Annotated in this window: 14 protein-coding genes and 5 pseudogenes; 13 read left to right on the forward strand and 6 right to left on the reverse strand. The window is 68.0% G+C overall.

Annotated features, from left to right (window positions below):
- Positions 1 to 259: 259 nt before the first annotated feature.
- The 4 genes and pseudogenes from ACFY4A_RS29080 (at position 260) to ACFY4A_RS29095 (ending at position 3,616) form a co-directional block, all read left to right on the forward strand.
- On the forward strand, positions 260 to 1,000 hold the full coding sequence (locus ACFY4A_RS29080) for a rhomboid family intramembrane serine protease (RefSeq protein WP_390832315.1): 741 nt from the start codon (positions 260 to 262) through the stop codon (positions 998 to 1,000).
- 102 nt (positions 1,001 to 1,102) lie between these two features.
- Positions 1,103 to 1,281: pseudogene (locus ACFY4A_RS29085) on the forward strand (TetR family transcriptional regulator); the annotation flags it as partial.
- A gap of 183 nt (positions 1,282 to 1,464) precedes the next feature.
- Entirely contained in the window at positions 1,465 to 1,869 is a 405-nt protein-coding gene (locus ACFY4A_RS29090; protein WP_390832316.1) for a VOC family protein, read from the forward strand.
- Between the two features lie 619 nt (positions 1,870 to 2,488).
- Positions 2,489 to 3,616, forward strand: coding sequence for an acyltransferase family protein (locus ACFY4A_RS29095; protein WP_390832317.1), 1,128 nt, complete (start codon positions 2,489 to 2,491; stop codon positions 3,614 to 3,616).
- Between the two features lie 86 nt (positions 3,617 to 3,702).
- Here ACFY4A_RS29095 and ACFY4A_RS29100 read toward each other — a convergent pair whose 3' ends face one another.
- Positions 3,703 to 4,833 (reverse strand): hypothetical protein, encoded by a 1,131-nt coding sequence (locus ACFY4A_RS29100; RefSeq protein ID WP_390832318.1) that lies wholly within the window; start codon positions 4,831 to 4,833, stop codon positions 3,703 to 3,705.
- Positions 4,834 to 4,962: 129 nt separating this feature from the next.
- Between ACFY4A_RS29100 and ACFY4A_RS29105 the strand changes: the two genes are divergently transcribed.
- Positions 4,963 to 5,667, forward strand: coding sequence for a UPF0158 family protein (locus ACFY4A_RS29105; protein ID WP_390832319.1), 705 nt, complete (start codon positions 4,963 to 4,965; stop codon positions 5,665 to 5,667).
- Between the two features lie 11 nt (positions 5,668 to 5,678).
- On the opposite strand, the gene ACFY4A_RS29110 is transcribed toward ACFY4A_RS29105, so the two are convergent.
- Entirely contained in the window at positions 5,679 to 5,993 is a 315-nt protein-coding gene (locus ACFY4A_RS29110; RefSeq protein WP_390832320.1) for a hypothetical protein, read from the reverse strand.
- Between the two features lie 1,452 nt (positions 5,994 to 7,445).
- On the opposite strand from ACFY4A_RS29110, the pseudogene ACFY4A_RS29115 reads away from it, so the two are divergent.
- Both ACFY4A_RS29115 and ACFY4A_RS29120 read left to right on the forward strand, forming a co-directional pair.
- Positions 7,446 to 8,069, forward strand: a pseudogene (locus ACFY4A_RS29115) (tyrosine-type recombinase/integrase); the annotation flags it as partial.
- A gap of 320 nt (positions 8,070 to 8,389) precedes the next feature.
- Entirely contained in the window at positions 8,390 to 8,839 is a 450-nt protein-coding gene (locus tag ACFY4A_RS29120) for a hypothetical protein (protein ID WP_390832321.1), read from the forward strand.
- On the opposite strand, the gene ACFY4A_RS29125 is transcribed toward ACFY4A_RS29120, so the two are convergent.
- Positions 8,761 to 9,309, reverse strand: coding sequence for a nuclear transport factor 2 family protein (locus tag ACFY4A_RS29125; RefSeq protein WP_390832322.1), 549 nt, complete (start codon positions 9,307 to 9,309; stop codon positions 8,761 to 8,763). The genes ACFY4A_RS29120 and ACFY4A_RS29125 overlap by 79 nt on opposite strands.
- Positions 9,310 to 9,757: 448 nt before the next feature.
- A pseudogene (locus ACFY4A_RS29130) lies at positions 9,758 to 10,106 on the reverse strand (maltose acetyltransferase domain-containing protein); the annotation flags it as partial.
- Between the two features lie 145 nt (positions 10,107 to 10,251).
- Between ACFY4A_RS29130 and ACFY4A_RS29135 the strand changes: the two are divergent.
- From ACFY4A_RS29135 to ACFY4A_RS29150, 4 genes and pseudogenes are all read left to right on the forward strand, one after another.
- Positions 10,252 to 12,300 (forward strand): glycosyl hydrolase family 28-related protein, encoded by a 2,049-nt coding sequence (locus ACFY4A_RS29135; RefSeq protein WP_390832323.1) that lies wholly within the window; start codon positions 10,252 to 10,254, stop codon positions 12,298 to 12,300.
- 37 nt (positions 12,301 to 12,337) lie between these two features.
- Positions 12,338 to 12,406, forward strand: a pseudogene (locus ACFY4A_RS29140) (uracil-DNA glycosylase); the annotation flags it as partial.
- A 104-nt stretch (positions 12,407 to 12,510) separates the two neighbouring features.
- Complete coding sequence (locus ACFY4A_RS29145; protein ID WP_390832324.1) at positions 12,511 to 13,464, forward strand: hypothetical protein; 954 nt, start codon at positions 12,511 to 12,513, stop codon at positions 13,462 to 13,464.
- Between the two features lie 1,090 nt (positions 13,465 to 14,554).
- Entirely contained in the window at positions 14,555 to 15,784 is a 1,230-nt protein-coding gene (locus ACFY4A_RS29150) for an alpha/beta hydrolase (protein ID WP_390832325.1), read from the forward strand.
- Here the strand turns inward: ACFY4A_RS29150 and ACFY4A_RS29155 are convergent.
- Complete coding sequence (locus tag ACFY4A_RS29155; RefSeq protein ID WP_390832326.1) at positions 15,742 to 17,682, reverse strand: DUF262 domain-containing protein; 1,941 nt, start codon at positions 17,680 to 17,682, stop codon at positions 15,742 to 15,744. The two genes, ACFY4A_RS29150 and ACFY4A_RS29155, sit on opposite strands and share 43 nt — an antisense overlap.
- Before the next feature lie 579 nt (positions 17,683 to 18,261).
- Positions 18,262 to 18,945 carry a hypothetical protein gene (locus ACFY4A_RS29160; protein WP_390832327.1) on the reverse strand — a complete coding sequence of 228 codons (684 nt, stop codon included), beginning with the start codon at positions 18,943 to 18,945 and terminating at the stop codon, positions 18,262 to 18,264.
- A 449-nt stretch (positions 18,946 to 19,394) separates the two neighbouring features.
- On the opposite strand from ACFY4A_RS29160, the pseudogene ACFY4A_RS29165 reads away from it, so the two are divergent.
- Positions 19,395 to 20,868, forward strand: a pseudogene (locus tag ACFY4A_RS29165) (ATP-binding protein).
- A 91-nt stretch (positions 20,869 to 20,959) separates the two neighbouring features.
- A complete protein-coding gene (locus ACFY4A_RS29170) occupies positions 20,960 to 21,403 on the forward strand; it encodes a DUF6083 domain-containing protein (RefSeq protein ID WP_390832395.1) in 444 nt (147 codons plus the stop codon).
- Positions 21,404 to 21,419: the final 16 nt, after the last annotated feature.

Raw genomic sequence — 21,419 nt, forward strand, 5'->3', positions numbered from 1 at the left:
ACCCTCGGCCCGGCCACCGGACGCCTCCTCGCCGAAACGATCGTCACCGGCGAACGCCCCACGGAACTGGCCCCCTTCGACCCCCTGCGCTGACCGGCAGTCGACTCCCTGCGCTGACCGGCAGTCGACTCCCTGCGCTGACGCCCACCGTGGGACTGACGGCGCGGACCTGTTCTCCCCCTCCCCCCGCACGTCCGCCGCCGGGAATACTGGAAGTCCGTGGTGGCGCGGAGACGGATCCGCAGGGGGGGAGCGTGCCATGGGCAGGTCGGATCAGGGGCGGGCCGGGGCGGGGGCTGGGCCGGTCGGTCCGGAGCGGATGATCGCGGAGGCGCGGAAGGCGTTCTTCACGATGTTCGGGTTCCTCGCGGTGGTCTGGCTGGTGCAACTGGCCAACTACACCGGCGGCTACGCCCTCTCACGACAGTTCGGGGTGGCGTCCGGCGACCTCGGCACGCTGCCCGACATCCTCACCGCGCCCTTCCTGCACTGGAGTTGGGCGCACATCGAAAGCAACTCCGGCCCGCTGTTCATCTTCGGGTTCCTCGCCGCCTACCGGGGTGTGGCCCGCTTCCTCGGACTGAGTCTGCTCGTCGCGGTGACCAGCGGACTCACCGTCTGGCTCTTCGAACGAGGCGGCGTGGAGACGGTGGGTGCCAGCGGTCTGATCTTCGGCTACTTCGGCTACGTCGTGGTCCGCGGCCTCTTCGACCGGCACCTGATCGACACGCTGATCGGCATCGTCATGGCGGCCTCCTTCGCCTACATGCTCACCGTCGCCGTGCCCGGGACACCCGGAGTGAGCTGGCTGGGACACCTCGGCGGCCTGATCGGCGGCCTGGTCGGAGCCTGGCTCTTCCGGGACCGGCGCTCACGGCCCACCGGAACCAGCCGCCCCGACGGCGGAACCGGGGCGGCCACCCGCGGCGACCTACCGGTGCAAGCCGACAACCCGCGCGCCGACCTGCACAAGGAACTCGGCGACCTGGGCCTGCTCTAGCCAGGCACATGACCGACTACGGGGCACCTCCCACCACACAGAAATCAGGGCCTTCACCCGGGCTCAGCCACTGGCTCGCGACCATACGCCGCGGTGCCGCACCCCTCAGCACGGTTGGCCGCCACCCAGATCGTCGCAGTCCAAGGACTACTGGCCCAGGACAACGCCGCCCGCCTGGCCCACGGAGAACCGGCCGACGCCCGCCACACGGCGCGGTGACGGACGCGGAAGAGGCATTCACACTGTTGGAGAACGGATTGCGGCGACTCTGGGGCCAGTGACCCTGTGAGAGCGCAGGGTTACGACTGGTCGCGCTGCGTTCTCGTCCGCCCTCGAATCGGGTGACTTGGTCCGGCTACCCCCCACGGACCGCCCCCGCTAGGGTCGGAATAACGGCACCGCGTGCCGGACATCGGTTTGGTGGGGCACGGAGGCGCCGTTGAGGTGCCGCAGGGAGGCACACCATGAACGTGGAGCTGAACCACACCATCGTCCACGCCCGGAACAAGCAGGAGTCCGCCGAGTTCCTCGCGGGCATCCTGGGCCTGGAGGTCGGCGCACCCTGGGGCCCGTTCGTTCCCGTCGCCACCGGCAACGGCGTCACCCTCGACTACATGGCCGACCCCGAAGGACCGATCGCCGCCCAGCACTACGCCTTCCTCGTGTCCGACGAGGACTTCGACGCGGCGTTCGACCGAATCCAGCAGGCCCACGTCACGTACTACGCCGACCCGCACATGGAACAGCCCAATCAGATCAACCACCGCGACGGTGGACGCGGCCTGTACTTCCAGGACCCGGTGGGCCACGCAATGGAGATCCTCACCCGCCCGTACGGCAGCGGCAAGGACACACCACAGTCCGACTGAGCGCGACAAGAGGGTGGACATCTCCGAGGAGGGCGACGCGCTCGACGCCGAATGGATCGAGATCGGCAACAACGTGAACGGCGTCCTGCACGGCTGCCGAGACGCCTCTGTAGCCGAGCGCTTCGTCCAGACCGGCTGGAGGTCGAGATCGTCTTCCTGGCACGGCTACGAGGTGGGAACCAGTCGGAGCGAGGTGGAGATCGGCCCTGTCGACGGTCCAGACGTCCTGCTGAGGGGAGTCGTCGACCCCCGAAGGATTCGACGAGCTCGCCGCCCTCCTCCACCGCTTCGGACTGGCGTACTCCCTGGAGCTCTACGACGGAGACGACGCTCTGGTGCGCGAGATCCAAGCTTGACCCCAAGAGCCGCGCTCCTCACGGACGCTCGGCCGGCGGGGGTCCGCCGGGCGGGGAGCGGTCGCTCGTGCGGCGGGAGCGCCGGCGGGAGGTGCGTGGGGGCTCCTGATGTACATGCGAAGTTCACCGTATGAACCTGACCCGGCAACCAAGCCCTTCACGGCGCTGGGCACGGTGTGCCGAACGCCGTCAAGTCGAGCAGTCGAGCATCAGTGCGGCGGCCAATTCCCCTGCCGAGCCGCTGCCAGGAGCCCGCCGTCGCGATGGACAAGCCACTCCCGAGACCTGCCACCGCCGTCTCCACCGACCGAACTGGCGGGGCGGACCGGGCCAGGAATCCGTGGTGGGACAACACCCGGTTCCTCTCCGCCACGCTGATCGTGATGCTGCACACCGTCGGCAGCATCATGGCGCGAGAAGACGTGCTGCACTCCTTCCACATCGCCAGCTGGGCCTTCCGGGTGCCTGCCTTCGTCATGCTGGCCGGTGTGTTCAGCGACGCGGGGCCGCTCGGCTCACGTTCCCTGCGCACCCTGCTGCGGAGCATCGTGCTGCCCGCCCTCGCGTTCAGCCTGCTCTACTCGCTGGAGAAGTACTGGCTGGGCAACGAGTTCATCGTGCATGTCGTCCAACTGCCGTGGACGCTGTGGTTTCTGATGTCCCTCTTCTTCTGGCGACTGTTGCTGCCGTTGGTGGTCCAGCTTCGTCACCCTCTGCTCGTCACCACGGGCATCGCCCTCGCCGTGGGGTACGTCGAGGAGTTCGGGTTGGAATTCTCGGCGAGCCGCACGCTCGTCTACCTTCCGCTGTTCTACCTCGGCTGGCGGATCGGCCAGGGCTTCCTGAACGCCTGGTTCACCAGCCGCTGGAGCCTGTTCGTGGCGGCCGCCGGGATCCTTGCCTCCTGTGTCGTGGGGTGGCTGTGGCACCGGCAGATCAAGGGCAACTGGCTTTCCATGCGCCATCCTTACTCCGCCGACGATCCACTGAGCCTGGAATGGGCCTGGGTCATCCGGCTGCTGGTGCTGGCCTCGGCCGCGGCCCTGGTGCTCTGTCTGCTGCGGCTGATGCCCCGGCGGCGGCTGCCGCTGATCACCACGCTGGGCGCCGGCGGGTTCACGATCTACCTACTGCACCCCTTGGTCATCCTGCCGGTCCGGGAACAGGGCTGGATATCACGGGTGAACACCCCGGTCGAGATCGCCGGTCTGGTGCTGTGCGCGGTCCTGCTGACGATGGTGCTCGGGTCCCCGCCGGTGCGCCACCTGGTCCGTCCACTGACCCGCCCGTCCACCGGCTGGCTCTTCGCCCCCACCACACCCGGGCCGCAGCAGCCGGAGCGGGCACCTGCCCACGTACCACCCGTACCGGAGCCAGTGCGCACCCCGTAGTCCTCCGCGGCGGGCTCCTCGTCACTCCCTGAGCGTGGCCCGATGCGGGCGACGTCGGCAGGGCATGCAGACAGGGGAGTGGGGTGTTACCGGAGGCCGTGGTGGTCGAGGCGGTGGATGAGGCCGGGGCGGCGCTGGTAGTCCTCGCGCAGGTTGGTGAGGCGCTCTCGGAAGTCCGTGCCCCGTCCGGTGTGGACGTACGCGTCACGTAGTTCCGCGAGCAGGGTGACGGCCTGGTCGTAGGCGTTGGTCTTCTTGGTGGCGATGTGTGCCTCGACCTGCTGCCAGATGTGTTCGGCATCGCCTGCGAGGGCGGTCAGGTGCTGGTTGCGGGCTGCGGTTCGTTCGTGTTCGGCGCTCTGTCGGCGTTCGGTGCGCCGTGTGTGGGCGGCGTCCAGGAGGTGGGCCGCTGATCGGCGCCCGGGGACCGCGGTGGGGGCTGTGGTGCCGCGCAGGCGGTGCAGGAGCTCGGTGCGCAACCCGGTTTCCGGGCCGAGGGCGAGCCGCAGCAGCAGAGCGTCCTTTTCGTTCTGCGGGAGGGCGGCGATCAGCGGGGCGAGTTCCTTCTTCGTGGGTTTGGCCGGCTCCTTGGGCGCGGTGGGACTGGCCTGGGCCGCTACTGCCAGCAGGTCGTCGTTTACGCGCAGGAAGTCCGCGAGCGCGCGCTGCGGGGCGGTCAGTTCGCCGAGCCCGGCCGGGACCGGCGGCTCGGGGCAGGTCTGGTACTCCTCTTCTTCGTCGTCTTCGAGTTCCCAGGCGGTGAGCACGGAGAGCCAGGCGAGGTAGAGAGGGCGCAGGTCGCCGGTGGCGAGTTCGTCGCGTACGCCGATGAGGGCGGCCAGGGAGTCGTCGGCGCCCTCGACCCAGTCGCCGTTCTCGTCCTCGCTGATGAGGTCGAGCAGGAGGTGGGTGCGGGTGGTCCAGGCGTCGACGTGGTGGTCGAGGCAGTACGGCTTCACCGTGGGCAAGGTCAGGGCTTCCTTGGGCAGGCGCAGCATCAGCCGGCGGGTGCCCCAGTTTGTGACGTACAGGTGGGCGTCGAAGTAGCGCTCGACCATGCGGCGTGGACTGCCGCTCAAGTCGCCCCAGTTGTAGGTGTTGGTGAAGCTGGTGGCCGTGATCCGGGCACGCGTGGAGATGGCCCGCAGCTGCTCCTGCTCCTCACGGCTCAACGGTCGATCGAGGGTCTGGAACTCGTAGTACTGGTACTCGCTCACAGGGCGGACCCTATCGCCGCCGGGGTGGGTGCGGTCGGACGCGGAGCCGACCGGACGCCGTACCCGGACGCCGTAGGGTGAGCGAGGCGAGCGGTTCTCGGGAGGAGTTGGGGAAGTAGCCTCGCGGACATGACCGAAGCATGGACCGAGCACGCGCTGAAGGCGCTCCGCGCCGCCTGCCACACCGCGGACGCCCCGTCGCTGCTCGCCCTGTTGCGTACGCATGACCCTGCCGACGTGCTGCAGCAGGGCGGAGACGCGCTCACCGCAGCCGTTGTCCGGGGTGTGTCCGGCGCCAGGGAGACGGCGCTCGCCAGTACGTCCACCCTGCGCGAACGAGGCTGGCGAGGAGACGAGGTCCTCGCCGAACAGCTCGACACGGTGGGCGGCGGTGCCGTCTGCGTGCTGCGGCCGGTGCCGGTCGATCTGGAGGAACTCTCCGGTCTGCTCGAAGGCGATCCCGCCTGGGGCAGTGGCCGCATCGACCTGGACACCGGTGAGTGCCGGCCCGCCCTCGCGGACACCGAGGAGCCGTGGGACGAGGAGGAACCGGAGGACGCCAAGCGGTGGCTCCATGTCCCGTGCGAGGGCTCGCGGGACGCCTACCGTGACATGGAGGACTTCATCGCCACCCTCGATGACCAGGACCTCGCACGGTTCCTCGGCATCACGATCCAGGGCCCAGGAGCATTCCGTCGGTTCAAGGACATGCTGGCCACCTCACCGGCGCAGCTGCAGCGGTACTGGTTGTTCTCCGCAGAACGGCAGTACGGCCGCGCCCGGGCCTGGCTCGCCGACCAGGGCTACCGGCCGGCGCTGCCGGGCGGCCACTGACCCGGGTGCCTTCAGGGTCGCCAGTGCCGGTAGGCCTCGATCCACTCGGCCCCCTTGGGCGCTGGATCCGGCAACGGAAGGTCGAGAATGCCGATCGCCTGTCGGTGCCGACCGCGTGTACAGACCGCCACGATCCGGCTGCCGGGCAGCAGGTCCACCTTCTTCGCGGTGACCTCGACCCCGAGAACGACCGTCTTGAACGGGACGGCCAGATGCTCTGCGAGCATCGTGTAGAGGCCCGTGACCTGCTCCATGTCGTCGTAGGCATCCACGGTGGCCTGCTCGACCAGCTCATCGAGTTCCGCGCGGCTCAGCTGTCCGTCCACAGGGAACACGGTACCGGCGGAGCCCGCCGCTCCCCCTTCCTCGGCCAACCGCCGACCGCTCCGCGCTGCGTTACGACGGTGTCCCTCCCGCACCGAGGGCGAGCGTGCTGCCTGGTAGCGGGTACCGACTCCCTGGCAACAACCGCAGGTTAGCGCCGAAAGGGCCTCCGACTCCACGGGGCTGATCAGGCGCAGGCTCTCGTTCACGATGCCTACCGGCGTCGGTTCCCATGGCCCTTGACAGGGGATCAGCCATGTTCCTGCCCCGTAGGGCACGAACCTGTGGCTGGCCATTCACATTTCGAGCCATGGACGGGGGCACCTGCGTCCTTTTCAGCCTGGCCGGGACTCTGCCGACTCGGCTCTTCCACGCCTCCCAAGGGGCACACGACCACGCACGCCGCTGACGGACAAAACATGGCACTGACCTGTGACGATAGCCAGGCACGGCTGACCGCAGGTTGGCGCCCCCGGCGGCGGACACGGAAAATGGGCACAGCGAGAGCCACTGGTCGGGGCCGGGAAGCTGGCGATCCAGGCGGTTGTCCGGCTGCATCGGTAGCGCGTGATCACGGCCGTGGTGGTGGAGGTTCTTGTCGCCTCGGACATACGTGGCCATCCGGCGCGCCGGCCCTGACACAGCTTGCTCCCCTGGACACCGTGCCCGGACCGACTTCTGGCCGTCGGCAGTTGAACCCCGTGATTCAACAGGCTCGGTGACCCTTCAGGCTGGTCGCATTGTCAGTCCCCCCTGCCATCATCCCGCCATGCTCTACGAAGCCTTGGTGGCCGAATCCCTCAGGAACGACTCGCTCGACGACGTGAGGTCTGCCGCCTTCGACCGCGTCCGCTGGCTCGTCGACCTCCTGGAACGTCAGCGGACAGAGCCCCGGTGGGAAGCCTCCGCGGCGTTGCGGGGACCGCAGGAATTCGAGCGGATCGAGGCGATACGCGCAGCGACCCAGGCCGAGATCGACGGGCGGCTTGCGGCCTGCTCGCAGGAGGAGGGCAGGGCGGCGGCCCTGTGCCTGATGCTGGCCTCCCGCTTCGACAACACCGGATCCTGGCGGTACGCAGGCGGGAAAGCGGCCCGCACACCGGATGGAAGAGCGACCGGCTCGGCCCCCGGGACGGCGGGGGAAGCGACGAGGCCGAACGCACCCTCGCGGCGGGGGAGTGGCGGGCCCGCCTCTTCCACAGCTGGGCCGACTGGGCGGGCGACGACGAACTGGCCGCGACCGACCAGGTGCGGTTCGACCGCCGGGTGGAGGGCGCCTGGCGCGAGGCGCCGCTCGCCGACGTGCCCCCGCTGGTGTTCAGCGAGGCCATGCGCGACGTGGACCTTTTTGTCGGCGTGACCTCGATCGCCGCCGATCCCGACTGGACCGACGGCGGCCCGGAGCGCACCTACTGGGAGCGGGCCTCCTTCGCCGAGCTGACCGAGAGCGCCGAGGCTACGACCGGGCGAGCGGCCGGCGGCTGCGGGCGTTCTTCGGGTGCCTGTACTACGCGGCCATGCGGCCGGGGGAGGCCCTCGGCCTTCGCCGCTCCGACTGCACGCTTCCGGCGTCGGGCTGGGGCCGTATCGAACTGGCCGAGACCCGTCCCACGGCCGGGAAGGCGTGGACGGACTCCGGGAAAGCGCACGATCGGCGCGGCCTGAAGCAGCGGGCCCACGGTGAGGTACGCATCGTGCCGATTCCGCCGCCGCTCGTGCGGCTGCTCCGCGACCACCTGGACGAGTTCGGCACGGCGGAGGACGGCCGACTGTTCTCCAGTGAGCGAGGCAACGTGATCGCTGCCTCGTCGTACTCCCGAGCATGGAAGCAGGCTCGGGAACTGGCGCTCGTCCCCGATCAGGTGTCCTCGGTCCTCGCCTTCCGGCCGTACGGCCTCCGGCACGCGGGCGTTTCCCAGTGGCTCAACTCGGGAGTACCCGCCCCAGAGGTCGCCGCTCGCGTCGGCCACTCGGTGGACGTGCTCCTGAAGATCTACGCCAAGTGCATCGATGGCCAGGAGCAGGAGATGAACGACCGGATCATGCAAGGGCTCGGGGAGGACGACACCGAGAGCTGAAGAGTCACGACCAACGGACGGAAGCCCCGGATCGCTCCGGGGCTTCCGTCCGTCCACGCACAGTCGGCCCCGGACTCCTATCTCTGACACCAGGCGCAAAGTAGGTACGTCTCCGCTGGTCAGCGGTTCGGCCGACTGAGCAATAGTCGCTGAGTCCCCAGCCTCATCCACGACCGGCCGGTGCCTGGAGAGTGCCTGCACCAGGGCGCGTTCCCTCGTCCGGGTGAGCATGGCCCGTTCTGACCCAACCTCGCGCGGAGTGCGTAAGCCTCATCCCTGCCGGGCTTTCTTCAGCCTGGGTGAAGTCGAGGAGGCGTGGGTTGGCTCTGGCCGTAGTGCGCGATCTACGTGAGTACCGGGCCCCGGTGAGCGAGCAGGAACTCGCTGAGTTCGAGACCGACGTCCTGGCGGGGTTCGTGCTCGCGAGGGCTTCGGCCGGACTGGTCGACAGTACGATCCGCAACGACACCATCCACCTGGAACTGACCCGGGACTGGTTCGGCCGCCCGCTGTGGGAGATGGAGCCGGCCGACGCCGACGTGTACTTCGGCAAGGTGCTCCGTGACGCCAAACCGTCGGCCCGGACCGGCCGGGCGGGCGCGCTGGCGGTGTTCTTCCAGTTCCTTGAACTGCGGCACAAGGTCGAGCTGCACAACCTCACCGGCCGCGTGGTCGAGTGCCCGCGGGTGAATCAGGCCGGTGGCCGGGGTTTCCGTGGCGTCAGAGCCAGCTGGTTCAGCGGGAGAGCACCGTCCAGGACGTCCGACTGATCCGTGATCACAGGGAGCCGCGCGACCAGGTCGGCGTCCAGCAGGCACGTCTGGGCGAGGACCGATGCCTGGTCCCAGTAGATGTGCTCGCTGTCGATGGCTCCGTCGCGGAACCCCACGACGGCGATGACGGGCACGCTGACAGCTCTCCCGGTCGGGTCCACGCCGGGCAGGACCCACGGGACCTCGATGTCGTGGGTGAAGGACACGACCATCTCGTCGACGATCCGGTCGCCCCCGACGGTGCGGGACACGGACCTCAGCGCAAAGTCCGCCGGGTTGCGCCCGATGAACCAGCGCTCGTAGAAGTCCGCGACACTCTTGCGGCCCACGCCGCCCATCGCGGTCGGCACATGGACCACTGTGGGGCTGTCGGTCATCGTGCTCATCGTGGCCTGCAGGTCCAGCTGCACGAACTCGCCGTCCGTGTGCGCCACCCACACGCGCTCCATCGCAACACGATCAGACATGGGCGTCTTCCTCACCGAAGCACCGGTCGTCCCCGCCCCGATGCTCAGTGTCGGGGCAGAGGGTCCGGTACGCATCTCGAAGGTCGTCCGGCACACCCCCGGCGGGCGTCAAGATCATCCCATGGCCCTTTAGGGCATACCCGTACTACTCTGCCGATCAGCAGCAACGAACCCACCGCACTTTTGAGCACACCTCCAGAAGACACCGTGGGTTCCCGATGAAGGCCCCTCAGTCACGCTGAACCCACGGCGGACTGCGGGGTAAGAACGCTGTCACCAGCCGCGAGGGGCAAGTGCCGGAAAACGAGGGTCTGTCGACATTCGGCCCGGCCTTGGCGTTTCCGCAGGTCGGCAGTGTCTGTAACCCGCGTCGGGAATCAACGTCGACAAGCGGTGCTGGTCGACCGATCTATTCGCCGGTTACTTGTCCCCTGGTGTCAGAGATTAGGAGTCCGGGGCCGATCTGGCAGTCCTCGCCGATGGTGATCCGGGCGACGTCCAGCGCGGTGAGGTGGTAGTTGACGAAGGTGCGGGCCCCGATGGTGATGTTGCTTCCGTAGTCGACGTACAGCGGCGGCCGTACGTCGACGCCCTCGCCGACCCCGCCGAGCAACTCGGCCAGCACCGCCCCGGCCGCGTCCGGGTCCTCGAGGTAGGCGGCCTGGTAGCGGGCGGCCAGCCGCATCGCGTGCCGCTGCCGCCGGGCGATCTCCGGGTCGTCGGCGATGTACAGGTCACCCGCCAGCATGGCGCTCCAGGTTGGTACGCGGGTTGTCGGCGAAGTAGTCGGTCGGCATGACGGCGAGGTACGCACCATTGCGGAGTGCCTCCCGGCAAAGGGCTTACCACCTCCCTTCCCGCCGTGACACCCTTCCCCCCGACGTTGCGCCGCCTGACGGCGGTGCCCCACCGGCACATTGGGAACCTAGGGGGGAACCCGCCATGACAGCTCATCCTGTCTCCTCCAGACGCCGCCTGCTCGCCGGAGCCGCTGGACTGGGGGGCGCCGCGCTCGCCACCGCAGTCGCGGCCGGCGGGCCGGCCGCCGCGAACGACCCGAAGACCGACCCCGAGGAGGCGACTGCTGGGAAGGGACGTACCGGCTGGCTGAACGTGAAGGACCGCGCGTTCGGCGCCCTCGGCGACGACCAGGCCGACGACCAGCCGGCCATCCAGCGCGCCATCGACATGGCCGGCCAGGGCGGCACCGTCTACTTCCCGCCCGGCAGGTACCGGCTCGCCTCCCCGCTCCGGCTCAGCTGCGGCGTGACCCTGCGCGGCGACTGGAACCCGCACTTCCCGATGCGTACCAACATGGTGGACTCCTACCTCCGCCCCGGCATCGGGAACTTCACCGGCGAGGCACTGATCGTCGTCGACCCGGTCCCGCCCCAGGGCGACTACCAGAACTCCGCCTTCCGGGGCGGTCCCCGCCTGTACGGACTCGCCCTCGACGGGCGCGACCAGAAGGACTCCACCGGCGCCGCGGTCGATGGCATACGGATCAACCCCGGCGTCCGGGACGTCGGCATGGACAAGGTGACGGTCTGGCGGTTCAGCGGCCACGGCGTCAACGCGCAGAACTCCGCTGCCTTCCAGCTCAACCAGGTGCACGCCATCCACAACGGCGGCCACGGCTTCACCTGGGGCGACGCCCGGGGCAACGGGGGCGGTCTGGTCGACGCCGACCTGTTCCAGTGCTACTCCCAGGGCAACAAGGGCCACGGCTACGACATCCTGAACCCCAACGCGGTCACCCTGGTCGACTGCCGCTCCGAGTGGAACTCCCAGCACGGCTACCACATCACCGGCCGCGTCTACTCGCTCGTCCTGGTCGGCTGCAACACCGACCGCAGCGGCGGCAACGGCTTCCACGTCGCCACCTCGGCCGGCGGCCGCTTCGCCCACTTCGTCGGCTGCCTCGCCAAGCGGGACGGCAGGAACGGCCCCGGCCACGCCGGCTTCCGCGTCAGCGGCAACTGGGCGGCCGGCGTGGTCCTCACCGGCTGCTCCACCTCGGTCGCCCGCGACGACGACAACGCCGGCGCGTACTCCCCCTCGTACGGCCTGAGCACCACCGCCCTGGACAGCTCCCACTTCGTCTCCGTCACCGGCGGCCAGTACGTGGGCACCGAGGCGGCCTTCGACGACGCCGGCAAGGTCGTCGTCCGGCACAGCGGTGTCGCGGCCGGTATCCAGACCTCGGGCACGCCCGTCTTCGACCGGTCCGACGTGCACGTGGTGTCCGGCGGCGTCGGCACCTACCGGGACGTCGAGTTCGCCACCCGTGGCCGGAACCGGCGCTGGGCGCTGCGCGCCACCTCCGCCTCCGAGTCCGGCGCCAACAACGGCTCCGACTTCGCCCTGGTCCGCTACGCCGACAACGGCACCGAGCTGGACCATCCGCTCCGGGTCAACCGCGCCAACGGCCGGATCTTCCTCGGTCAGGAGAACAGCACCCCGTCGGTGGAGGTGAACGTCAACAGCAACCCCGGCTTCCGCCTCGCCTCCAGCCGCACCCAGGGCGGCCAGGGCTACGCCTTCGTCGGCGCCGACACCACCGCCCGCGCCTTCCAGTCGCAGATCCCCGGCGACGCGATCAGCCGGTACGTCATCGAGGTCGACGGCGCGCAGAGCTGGGGCCCCGGCGGAACGACGGTCCGCGACACCTCCTGGGGCCGCCTGGGCCCGGCCGCAGTCGGCAGCCCCAACGCGGACATCGTCGCGGCCAAGGCCGGCCGCGGCCTCAAGGTCAAGGAGGGCGCCGACGCCAAGATGGGCACGCTCACCCTCACCGGCGACACCCCGGTCACCGTGCCCACCACCGCGGTCACCGCGGCCAGCCGCATCTTCCTCACCGTCCAGGAACCGGGTGGCACCCCGTCCGGCATTGCGTACGTCTCCGGGCGCGTGCCCGGCGAATCGTTCAGCGTCCGCGGTACCGCGGGGGACGCCTCCACGGTGGCCTGGCTGATCGTCGAACCGGCGTAGGGCGCGGCGCCGGCCTGCCCGGGGCGATCCGCCCGGGCAGGCCATCCGCGCCCTCGCGGCCCGCGGTAAGCCACTGGTGCCGATCCTGTGGGGCCGTGACGCGCGCATCGGGGCTTTGATCAGGCGAATGGACTGGCCAGAGATGCGGCTCTGGATGGGGCAGCCCAGTCTTGAACCGTGTGTGCGCAAGGACGTGGGCGGCGAGGGCGGATGCCTCATGTCGGTTCGCCGACGCGGCTTCCGGGCCGCAGCCGACCCGCCGTTCGGGAGTCGGCTGGAAAGACCTTTCTCGAGAAGGCGGCCTATGTGCTGGCGCCCGGGACGGTCATTTTTGGTCTGCTCTACTACTTTGGCAACACCTACATCACGTCGTACTACTCCTTCTTCGGGATCCCGGCGAGCGATCTGCAGCTGTCCTCGCAGAGCTACGTTGTGCGCAGTGATGACGCGCTCTTTTTGCCCCTGTGGTTCCTGTTCTGCTGTGGGCTCGCCGTGCTGCTCGCCTTCGGGCTGTTGGAGCGGTTGCTGGTGAGGGTCACCCGGAGCCTGCGGCGCCGGGTGACCTGGGGGCTGCTGGGCGCGGGGGCTGCCCTGACGCTGCTGGGTCTCGTCGTGTTCATGGAGCCCGTTTGGTGGAAGAATGCAGTCATTGCGCGTCTGTGGCCCGGTCTGGTCCGGGAGTTTCTCCCCACGTTGGTGGTGGCCCTGGGCGCGACCATGGGGATCTGTGCAGTCCATCTGCGTATCGCGGACCAGCGTCGCCTGAACGCCCACCGGTCGACTGACAGACTGTGGTTGGTCGGCGGGTCGCTGTTCACCGCCATGCTCGTCCTGTCGCTGTTCTTCAGCATGGCGCGATACGCCCACGATGCCGGTCTGGCACAGGCCCAACGCGATGCGATAGACCACTATCCCGAAAAGCCCTTGGTCCGTGTCTACTCGCCGCAGCCCATCGCCTACAACCTGCCCGATATCTCACGGGAGGATCTCGGAGCCAGCCACGGGCCATACCGGTACCGGTACGAATGGTTCGTGCTGTTGGCGAAGAGTAGCGGCCGGTACTACCTGGTGAATCGCTCATGGTATCCGTCCTCGGACAACACAGTGGTGCTGCTGCCCGACAACGACAGCGTTCGCGTCGACGTCATCGGACACACGCCATGAGCGCTCTCCGCCCGTCAGGAAGCGGACCTGCTACCCCCAGGCTCGGTCGCGCCGGGGGGTGGATGAGGGCTTTCCGGAGGGGACTCGGGTGAGACGGGAGGGGAAACCGGCGGGACGGGAGGGGAAGAGTCCCTCTGGGGCTCTGGCGTGGTGGAGGAGTTTGTCTCCTCGGCAGAGGGCTTCCTCGACTCGGACGTAGGCTTCTCCGGCTCGCTGGGCGGTGCTTTGGTGGTGGCACCCGATTTCGACGCATGACCCACCAGTTTCACCCGGATGGTCGCAGAGGGCGGATCAGTCTCGATGACCAGAAGCACCGTGTTGACCCCGGCGACCGTCGGTTTGGACACGATCTCGACCTCGCAGGACTCGCCGGGCTTGAGCGTCCTTCCAGCACAGGTCCCCAGACTGGCAGAGAACTGAGACGGCCGCGCGGATCCCGTGGACTGGTAGGACATCGGCCCGGCGGCGCTTTCGGTGGTATGAACGCTCCGGACCTTCACCGGCCGGTCCTCGGTATTGGTGACGCGCACCCGGCCGACGGCAGAAGATCCGACCTGTACCGTCGGAACACTCATGCGCGAGGAGTCCCCCGTGTGGACATCGCCATACAGCTTGTCCGGGCTCGGATCCTTCTTCACCTGGCACCCCGCCGCCCCCCACACGGCCACGGCCACCACCGAAGCACCGCATACGACACGCCGGACTGCGCCCCGCATGATCACCCCTGTTCCGATCTGCGTTCGACAGCCAACTTTGCATATCAGGGGTGCCGGCTGCCCTGACACGAACGGCGCGGCGCTACTTCTCACTCGCGCGCACTAATACGCCAGCAGCGTTTCGCTAACTGGCCTGTTCAGAGGCGCTGTAGCGCCTCGAAGCCCGCCTTTAGGTGTTGTCCTCGACGGCTGCTTCTGGGTTGCGCCACCCGTCCTGCGGCACCACCCGTTTCGCATTCAAGGTTTGCCCGGTTGCTCCAATTGATCTCTCAACTACGCCTGCAAGCTGCCCAGTTGCATGACAGAAGCAGGAAGCGGACGGTGTAAATAGGAAGAATAAGAGATTTCACCCATCCGTCCATCGGGAGACAGTCATGCCCGCGCCCATACTCACGGACCACAAGGTCCCGCACATATCCGGGATCCCGGCGAACGAGCACGCGCAAGTAGAGCTGTTCGTGCGGGAGTGGGACGGGACCCCTAGGGGCCAGGACCCCAAAACGGTGCTGATGCTTCACGGCAGGAGCACGCCGGCGCTCGCGGGGTTCGACCTCGCCCCGGTGCCGGGCGGTTCCGCCACCCGCTACAGCTGGGCCCAGGAACTGGCGCAGGTCGGTTACGACGTGTTCATCATGGACCTCCAGGGCAACGGACGGTCCACGCGGCCAACGGTGATGGACGAGCCGTGCAACGCCAACCCGGCCCAGCAACAACAGGTCCTGGTCCCCAATCCCCTCCCGTATCCGTGCCCACAGCCTCCGCCGTACGCCAAGCAACTGGGGAACAGCGAGAGCGAGTGGGGCGAGCTGGCCCGAGTCGTCCAGTTCATCAGGGCTCTCCCGCGCAGGGATAAGCCGATTCACTTCATCGGCTGGTCCGCGGCCGCGTTCGTCATGGGTCCCTACACCCTCCAGCATCCGGGCGACGTCCGCAGCCTGCTCCTGCTGGCCCCCGTCTTCCCTCGGCAGGGACGGTGGTCGCAGAACGCCGCGAAACCCTTCGGGCGACCTGCCGAGGCGCTGACGCTGCCCGTCTCGCAGCCGGCCGTCACGTTCGGCTTTCCGATGAACGTCGGCAGCAAGACGGGTTTCAAGGTCGGGCTGGACGGCAGCCCCGACCTGCGTGAGCCCGGCATCGAGGACCGGGTGTGGGAAGCGATCGTGGACAACGACACCGTGGCCAGCAAGTGGGGCCCCGAAGTGGCGCCCGGCGCCTACGAGGGCGTCCTGCGCTATCGGAACACTTATTGGTGGGGATGGAATGACGAGACCGTTCCGCACGAGAACCCGACGGGCACGCCCGTGCTCGGCGACCGGGTGCCAGTGCTCATCGTCTACGGAGAGCAGGACACGCAGGCGAACAGCCCGGCGACGCTTCCCCCAGTCATACGCTTCTCCGTCCCGGCTCTGTACAAGGCCATCAAGGGGCCGAAGAAGCTGATGTTCTGCTTCGCCGGCTCGGGCCACTCCATGGTCTGGGAGGAGCGTTCGGCCGAGGCCCTGCAGCACATGTCGAAGCAGTGGCTGCAGCATGCCAAGGTGGAGGGTCTGACCAGCGGAAGCTACTTCAGGGACCCGGACGGTGTCCTGACGCCACTGCCGTGAAGCGGCTGCGGTTCTGAAGGCGGGTTGCTTCTTGACGACGAGGACGATCCAGGAGAGCACGCCGTCACCCCGGAAGCTACCGGCAGCAGATCGTCCGCTGATGGCCAAATACTCAGAGCCAGGGAAGCCAGGTAACCTCCGCGTGCGCGAATACGCTCTTCGTCCCAGCTGGTGGCCCAGTCGCTGATGTCGACCATCGGAGGAGGATTGAGCAGGGTTCCGTGGGTGAGACGCAGGAGGCTGTGCTCGCTGAGCCATTGCCGCTTGTCCTGCCAGGGCATGTTGCCCAGAGCGGGGTTCAGACGAGCTGTGACCAGCGTCAGATTGCCCAGCGTGTGAACCAGCTCGTCGCGGTCGGCGCCTTCGAGTGGATCGTTCTCAAGGGGAGGCCAGTTGTCACGCCAGCTCTGCGGCATGACGTGCTCGATGGTCAGCTTCGCGCCAATATGCTCTCCGACCGGGGCGGTGAGTTGTTCGGTGTGATCGGTGCGCAACTCGTCCTCCAATGCCTCCAGGAGGACACGGACGCGGTGGCGGTAGAGGCGGGAGTAAAGAGGGTCCTGCTCGAGCGCGGTGCGGAACTCGGTGTCTGTGGGCCACTGCCGGTGATGGCCCTGCAAGCCCGACAGCGCCTTGATGATGGCCTCGTCCGCGCACTCCGGTTGGTGGGCCGCCGCCCCGACGAGCTCGCGGAAGACGTGATTGTAATCGCGATTGCTGAGATTGAGGATGGCCCGGCGCACGAGGTAGCTATCGATGGCGCGGATCGCCCGTTGCCGTCGCTCGAAGGGCAACACGTCGCCGGGCAGTCCGTAGAGGAAGAGCAGCAAAGGCATCGGCGTCGAAGTCTGCATGACCTTCATCCGGTACAGGAAACGACCCTCGACACCGCTCAGCGGATGCTGGTCGATGCTGTCGTAGATCTCGGCGTACCGGGCGAGCTCGCCGAAGACCTCCTCGGTGAGGGCGGAGGACTCGTGAAGCCAGCGCTCGAACTCCTTGAACAATGCGGAGGCGGTGAACTCGCGTCGGCTGCGCATCGTGAGCCAGTAGGTCAGGAAGACATCAAGACGGCTGCGTGTGATACGGCCGGTGGTCTGCTTGGTGCGCCATTCGTCCTGATCGAAGGGTGCCCAGTAGGTGGTGTAGAGCCGATCGACGGCGGCACCGGCGTGTTCGGCATTGCGAAATAGCAGATTCTTGATCAGATCCGCAGGTTCCAGCGGTGTGCCGCGGCTGTTGAGCGTCTCGAACACGACCTGTGCGTCGTCGTGTTTCTCCAGGTCGATGATGACAAGGCGCAGATGCTCCCGCATAGTCTGCACCAGTGCCTCAAGACGCTTCGGGGGCTCAGGCGCCTCGGCGAGCCAGCTGTCGATCTCCTGCCGGAAGTAGGCGACGGCCTCCGCGACCCGCCCGTCACCGCCCTGACCGAGCATCACGGCCCGGAACTCGTCGCGGTCGGCGTTCGTCGGCCAGACCTTGTAGAGGTGGTCGGGATGCTTGGCCCGGTCGAACAAGTCCTCGTCGTTCTCCAGGAACTTGCTGAGCAGCCGTACGGAGCGCTCGTGGTCGAGCGACATGGCGGAGAGCCGGGCCGCGAAGAGGAGCAGTTGGAGGGTGGTCAGTCGCTGTTGGCCATCGATGACCTGCCGGGTCTCCAGGTTCGACGACAGATAGGGCGCCTCGTCGAAGACCACCGCACCGAGGAAGTGGGGAGCCACCGTCTCCTCGGCCTGCGCGGCCTCCTCGGCCCGCTCGATCGTGCGGCGGATGTCTTCCCAGAGCGCAGACCAGTTGTCGTCGCGGTTCCACACATAGGGCCGCTGGAACAGCGGCACTGTGTACCGGACGTCCTTGCCGAAGATCCTTCGCAGGTCGACCGTGTCCGCCCGCATGGGCTCCTCCTCCGTCGCGTACTGGACTTCACGGTAGCGATCTAGAGCTGCGCGGAACTGCCGAATCCGAGGAATGTCCGGTCGGTTACCGATTCGATGACACGCCCACCGCGGCGAGGAACGGGCTCGGGTTCCCGTGCCAGGAGACCCTCAACCCTCGGCGCGACGAGGGCCCGCAGCATCCGCTACTGGGCGGCCGGGACACGTGACATGGGGACCGGGGGAAGTCGTCGGTCGGGGGTGGGCAGTTGGTGATCGAGGCGGCTGTCCGCCTGTATCGGTAGCCCTGGTCACGGTCACGCCAGTGGAGCGTCGTAAACGGCTTCGGGCGGCCGAGGACGATCCGCTGCGCAGCAGGGGAAGGGGTGCCCACACCGGCCGGCTCCACGGCGATGACTACTACCACTACGTCGCCCATCAGAAGGACGGGCGATTGGGCCGCGGCGTCGTCTGGACGGCCGCCCTGGCTGGCGCCCGGTCACGGTGCAGCACCTTGGCGTACTCGCTCGGCACCCGCGGCCCCGGAAAGGGGATGATCGCCTGGCATTCCGTCCAGGGGCCTCGTCGTTGCTCTATGTCTTAGCTCGTCGGATAGCCAATCTCCGCAATGTCCTCTGCGAGGTCTGCCAGGACGATCTCTGAGTTCAATGCGCGCACCACTTCTTCGGTCAGAGGACGCGAAGAGAAGACGTGACGAACGGCCTCCAGGTCGACCGGGACCTCGTAGTAGTCCTCGGCCCACTGCTGAAATGCTTCCGGTGAGCGATCCACCAACAGTTGGAAGAGGTACCCGGCGCCGTCCGGATCTTCCGTTGCCACGTCGGGAAAGTCGATCGTCCCTGCTTTCCAGCCACCGTCACCCGTCTCTCGCCACACACATGCAGTGATGACAGTCATCCCGTCCTCATCCGAGAACGCCGGCTCCTCAACGCACGGCCGGAAGACGTCAGGAACCTCATCGAGCACTCCGGGCCATGGCCCGTCCCCTACATAGGGACTCATAGGTGATTCGTGATCGAATCCCCGGACGTAGGCGCCGGCGGGCGAGAAAACGATCGAGTACTCGTCGCCCGCCCCATTCCGCATCGAGGCCATCGACTTCCTCCCGGACCAGTGATCGTCGAAGGAGTGGTAGCGGTCCGACCACTCAGGGCTCAGGACTGCCTCCAGGATGGCCAGGGAACGGCAGTGCTCACGGAGGACGGCTATCTCGGGCAGCAGCCGAGCAACATCATGAACGTTCACCCGCTCATCCAAGCGCACACCTCTGACACGCCAGGCCTGCCTGTCGGGAGACGGGAACCGTGGAGAGCGTGGCTCACCTGCGGTAATTCCTCAAGATCCCGTCCATGGCCCCCGACATACGGCCACTTCGGGTGGCATGCGCCTGCACACACGCGACGTTGGTCGGCGGCGGGCAGCTGGTGATCGAGACGGTTGTCCGGCTGAATCGGTAGGTCGGCGGCGATTGACCGCAGGTTCGGCTCCCGGCGGTAGCCGCAAGCAAGGGCTGGTCGCGCTGGACCGGCTGTGACCTGCGGGATTCTCTGGTTGGACCGATGCCGGCGCATCTGCCCAAGACCCGAAATGGTGGGGCGCGCCCGTCCATGCTTCCGACAGGGTTCGTGCGGGCATGGGAAGCGAGCTTCCATCTAAGTAAGATTCAGTCTACCTAATATCGAAACTGTGTTTCGGTCGGTATGGGGCTGCTGATGGAATTCAAAGGGAGGGTGGCTGACCTGGATCTGCTGGCTCGACAGCTGGGCCTCGTGATCGAGGGCACGGGTGCCACCCGTGGGCGGGCCGTGATCATGACCGGGCGGCGCCGGGTGGGGAAGTCTCGCCTGGTTCAGGAGTTCTGTGACCGGTCCCGGGTTCCGTACGTGGTATTCCAGGCGTCCCGGGGCCGCAACGCCGTGGCCGAGCGGGCGGACTTCACCGGGGCGCTCGCCCAGTCCGCCCTACCGGGGGCGGAGCTGGTGGCCGGGCTGCAGGCCGCGGATTGGAATCAGGCGCTGCGCTCACTGGCCGTCGCGGTTCCGGACGACGCTCTGAGCATCGCGGTGATCGACGAGGTGCCGTGGTTGGTTGAGCAGGACGCGGAGTTCGAGGGGGGCTCTGCAGACCGTCTGGGACCGTCACTTGTCCGCCAAGCCGGTCCTGCTCATCCTGGTCGGCAGCGACATGTCGGTGATGGAGGCGCTGCAGTCGTACGGCCGCCCGTTCTTCGGGCGGGCGGCGAAGATGACCGTACGGCCGCTGCACCTGGGCGATGTGCAGGCCATGACCGGGCTGGATGCGGCGGACGCGGTGGACGCGCTGCTGATCACCGGAGGCTTTCCGGAAATCGTACAGTCGTGGCGGCCAGGGGTGGGCCGGGCCGACTTCCTGCGCGAGGCGGTGGCGAATCCGCTGTCTCCGCTACTGGTGGCGGGCGAGCTGTCGCTGCTGGGGGAGTTCCCCGAGGCGTCGCACTCGCGGGCGGTGCTGGAGGCGGTGGGCAGCGGCGAGCGGACCTTCTCCACCATCGCTGCACAGGCCGGGGGAACAGGTGCCCTGCCATCGGGCACGCTGTCCCCGCTGCTGAACACTCTGCAGGCCAAGCGGGTTCTGGCGGCCGACCTGCCGCTGTCCGCAAAGGCCGACACCAAGAACAAGCGCTACCGCATCGCCGATCCGTATCTCCGGTTCTGGCTGGCGTTCCTGCAGCGGGGGATCCCGCTCATCGAGCGCGGCCGGGGCGATCTGGCCCTGGAGCGCATCGAGCGGTCCTGGACCACTTGGCGGGGGCGCGCGGTCGAGCCGCTCATCCGCGAGTCGCTGCTGCGGCTGTTGCCCGACGAGCGATGGCCGGAGACTGAAGCGGTCGGCGGCTGGTGGAACCGGCAGAACAACCCCGAGATCGACCTGGTCGGCACCGACCTTCCCCAAGCTCTCAACTCCGTTCGAGCAGGGGAGACCCCAACCCCCGTCGCGGGCGCGGTGCACTTCGTCGGCTCCATCAAGTGGCTGGAGTCCCAGCCGTTCGGCCGGCGTGAATACGACGCCCTGGCTCGGGACGTACTCGCGGTGCCCGGTGCCGGGCCAGACACGCCGCTGGTCGCGGTGTCCCGCAGCGGTGTGGCCGGCAGTCTGCCGCTTGCGGCCCACTGGGGGCCTGAAGATCTGGTCCGCGCCTGGCAGTAGCGGAGAGACGGTGAGGCATGGGGTACGCGGCTCAGGATGCCCAGTGCCCCAAGGCTCAGGGGCCTGTGAAGCTGCGGCGTGAGCGGGAGGAATACTCCCGGCTCGTGCAGATGGGGCTGAGCAACCGAGAGGCAAGCCGACGCGTCGGCTCGGTGGTGGGCAGTCACGCTGTCCGTACTGCGGGCTGTTGGGGGAGCGGGTGGCGACGCTGGAGCATGATTGGGTGCTGTTGGAGCCGGACATGGCTCCACTGGCCCATACGGTGCTGGCGGAGCATCGGTGGATCGAGCTGTCTGACGGGCGGGTAGCGGTCTACGGGATATGCCCGCCAGATCCGTATCAGCGGTGTCGTATCGAACACCGGCTGGCCTGCTCGGAGCAACCACTGCCGGATCTTTGGCCGTGGCTGACAGCACTGGGAGACGAGAACGCGCGGAGTGCGAAGCGGCAGGAGGATCCAGAGCCGCCAGAGCCGCCAGAGCCGCCGGAGGTATGGCCGGACACCGGGTATTGGTCTCTCGCATGCGACGGCTGACCTGGGCAGACGCTTC

Source organism: Streptomyces sp. NPDC001292, from assembly GCF_042896465.1.
Taxonomy (GTDB): domain Bacteria; phylum Actinomycetota; class Actinomycetes; order Streptomycetales; family Streptomycetaceae; genus Streptomyces.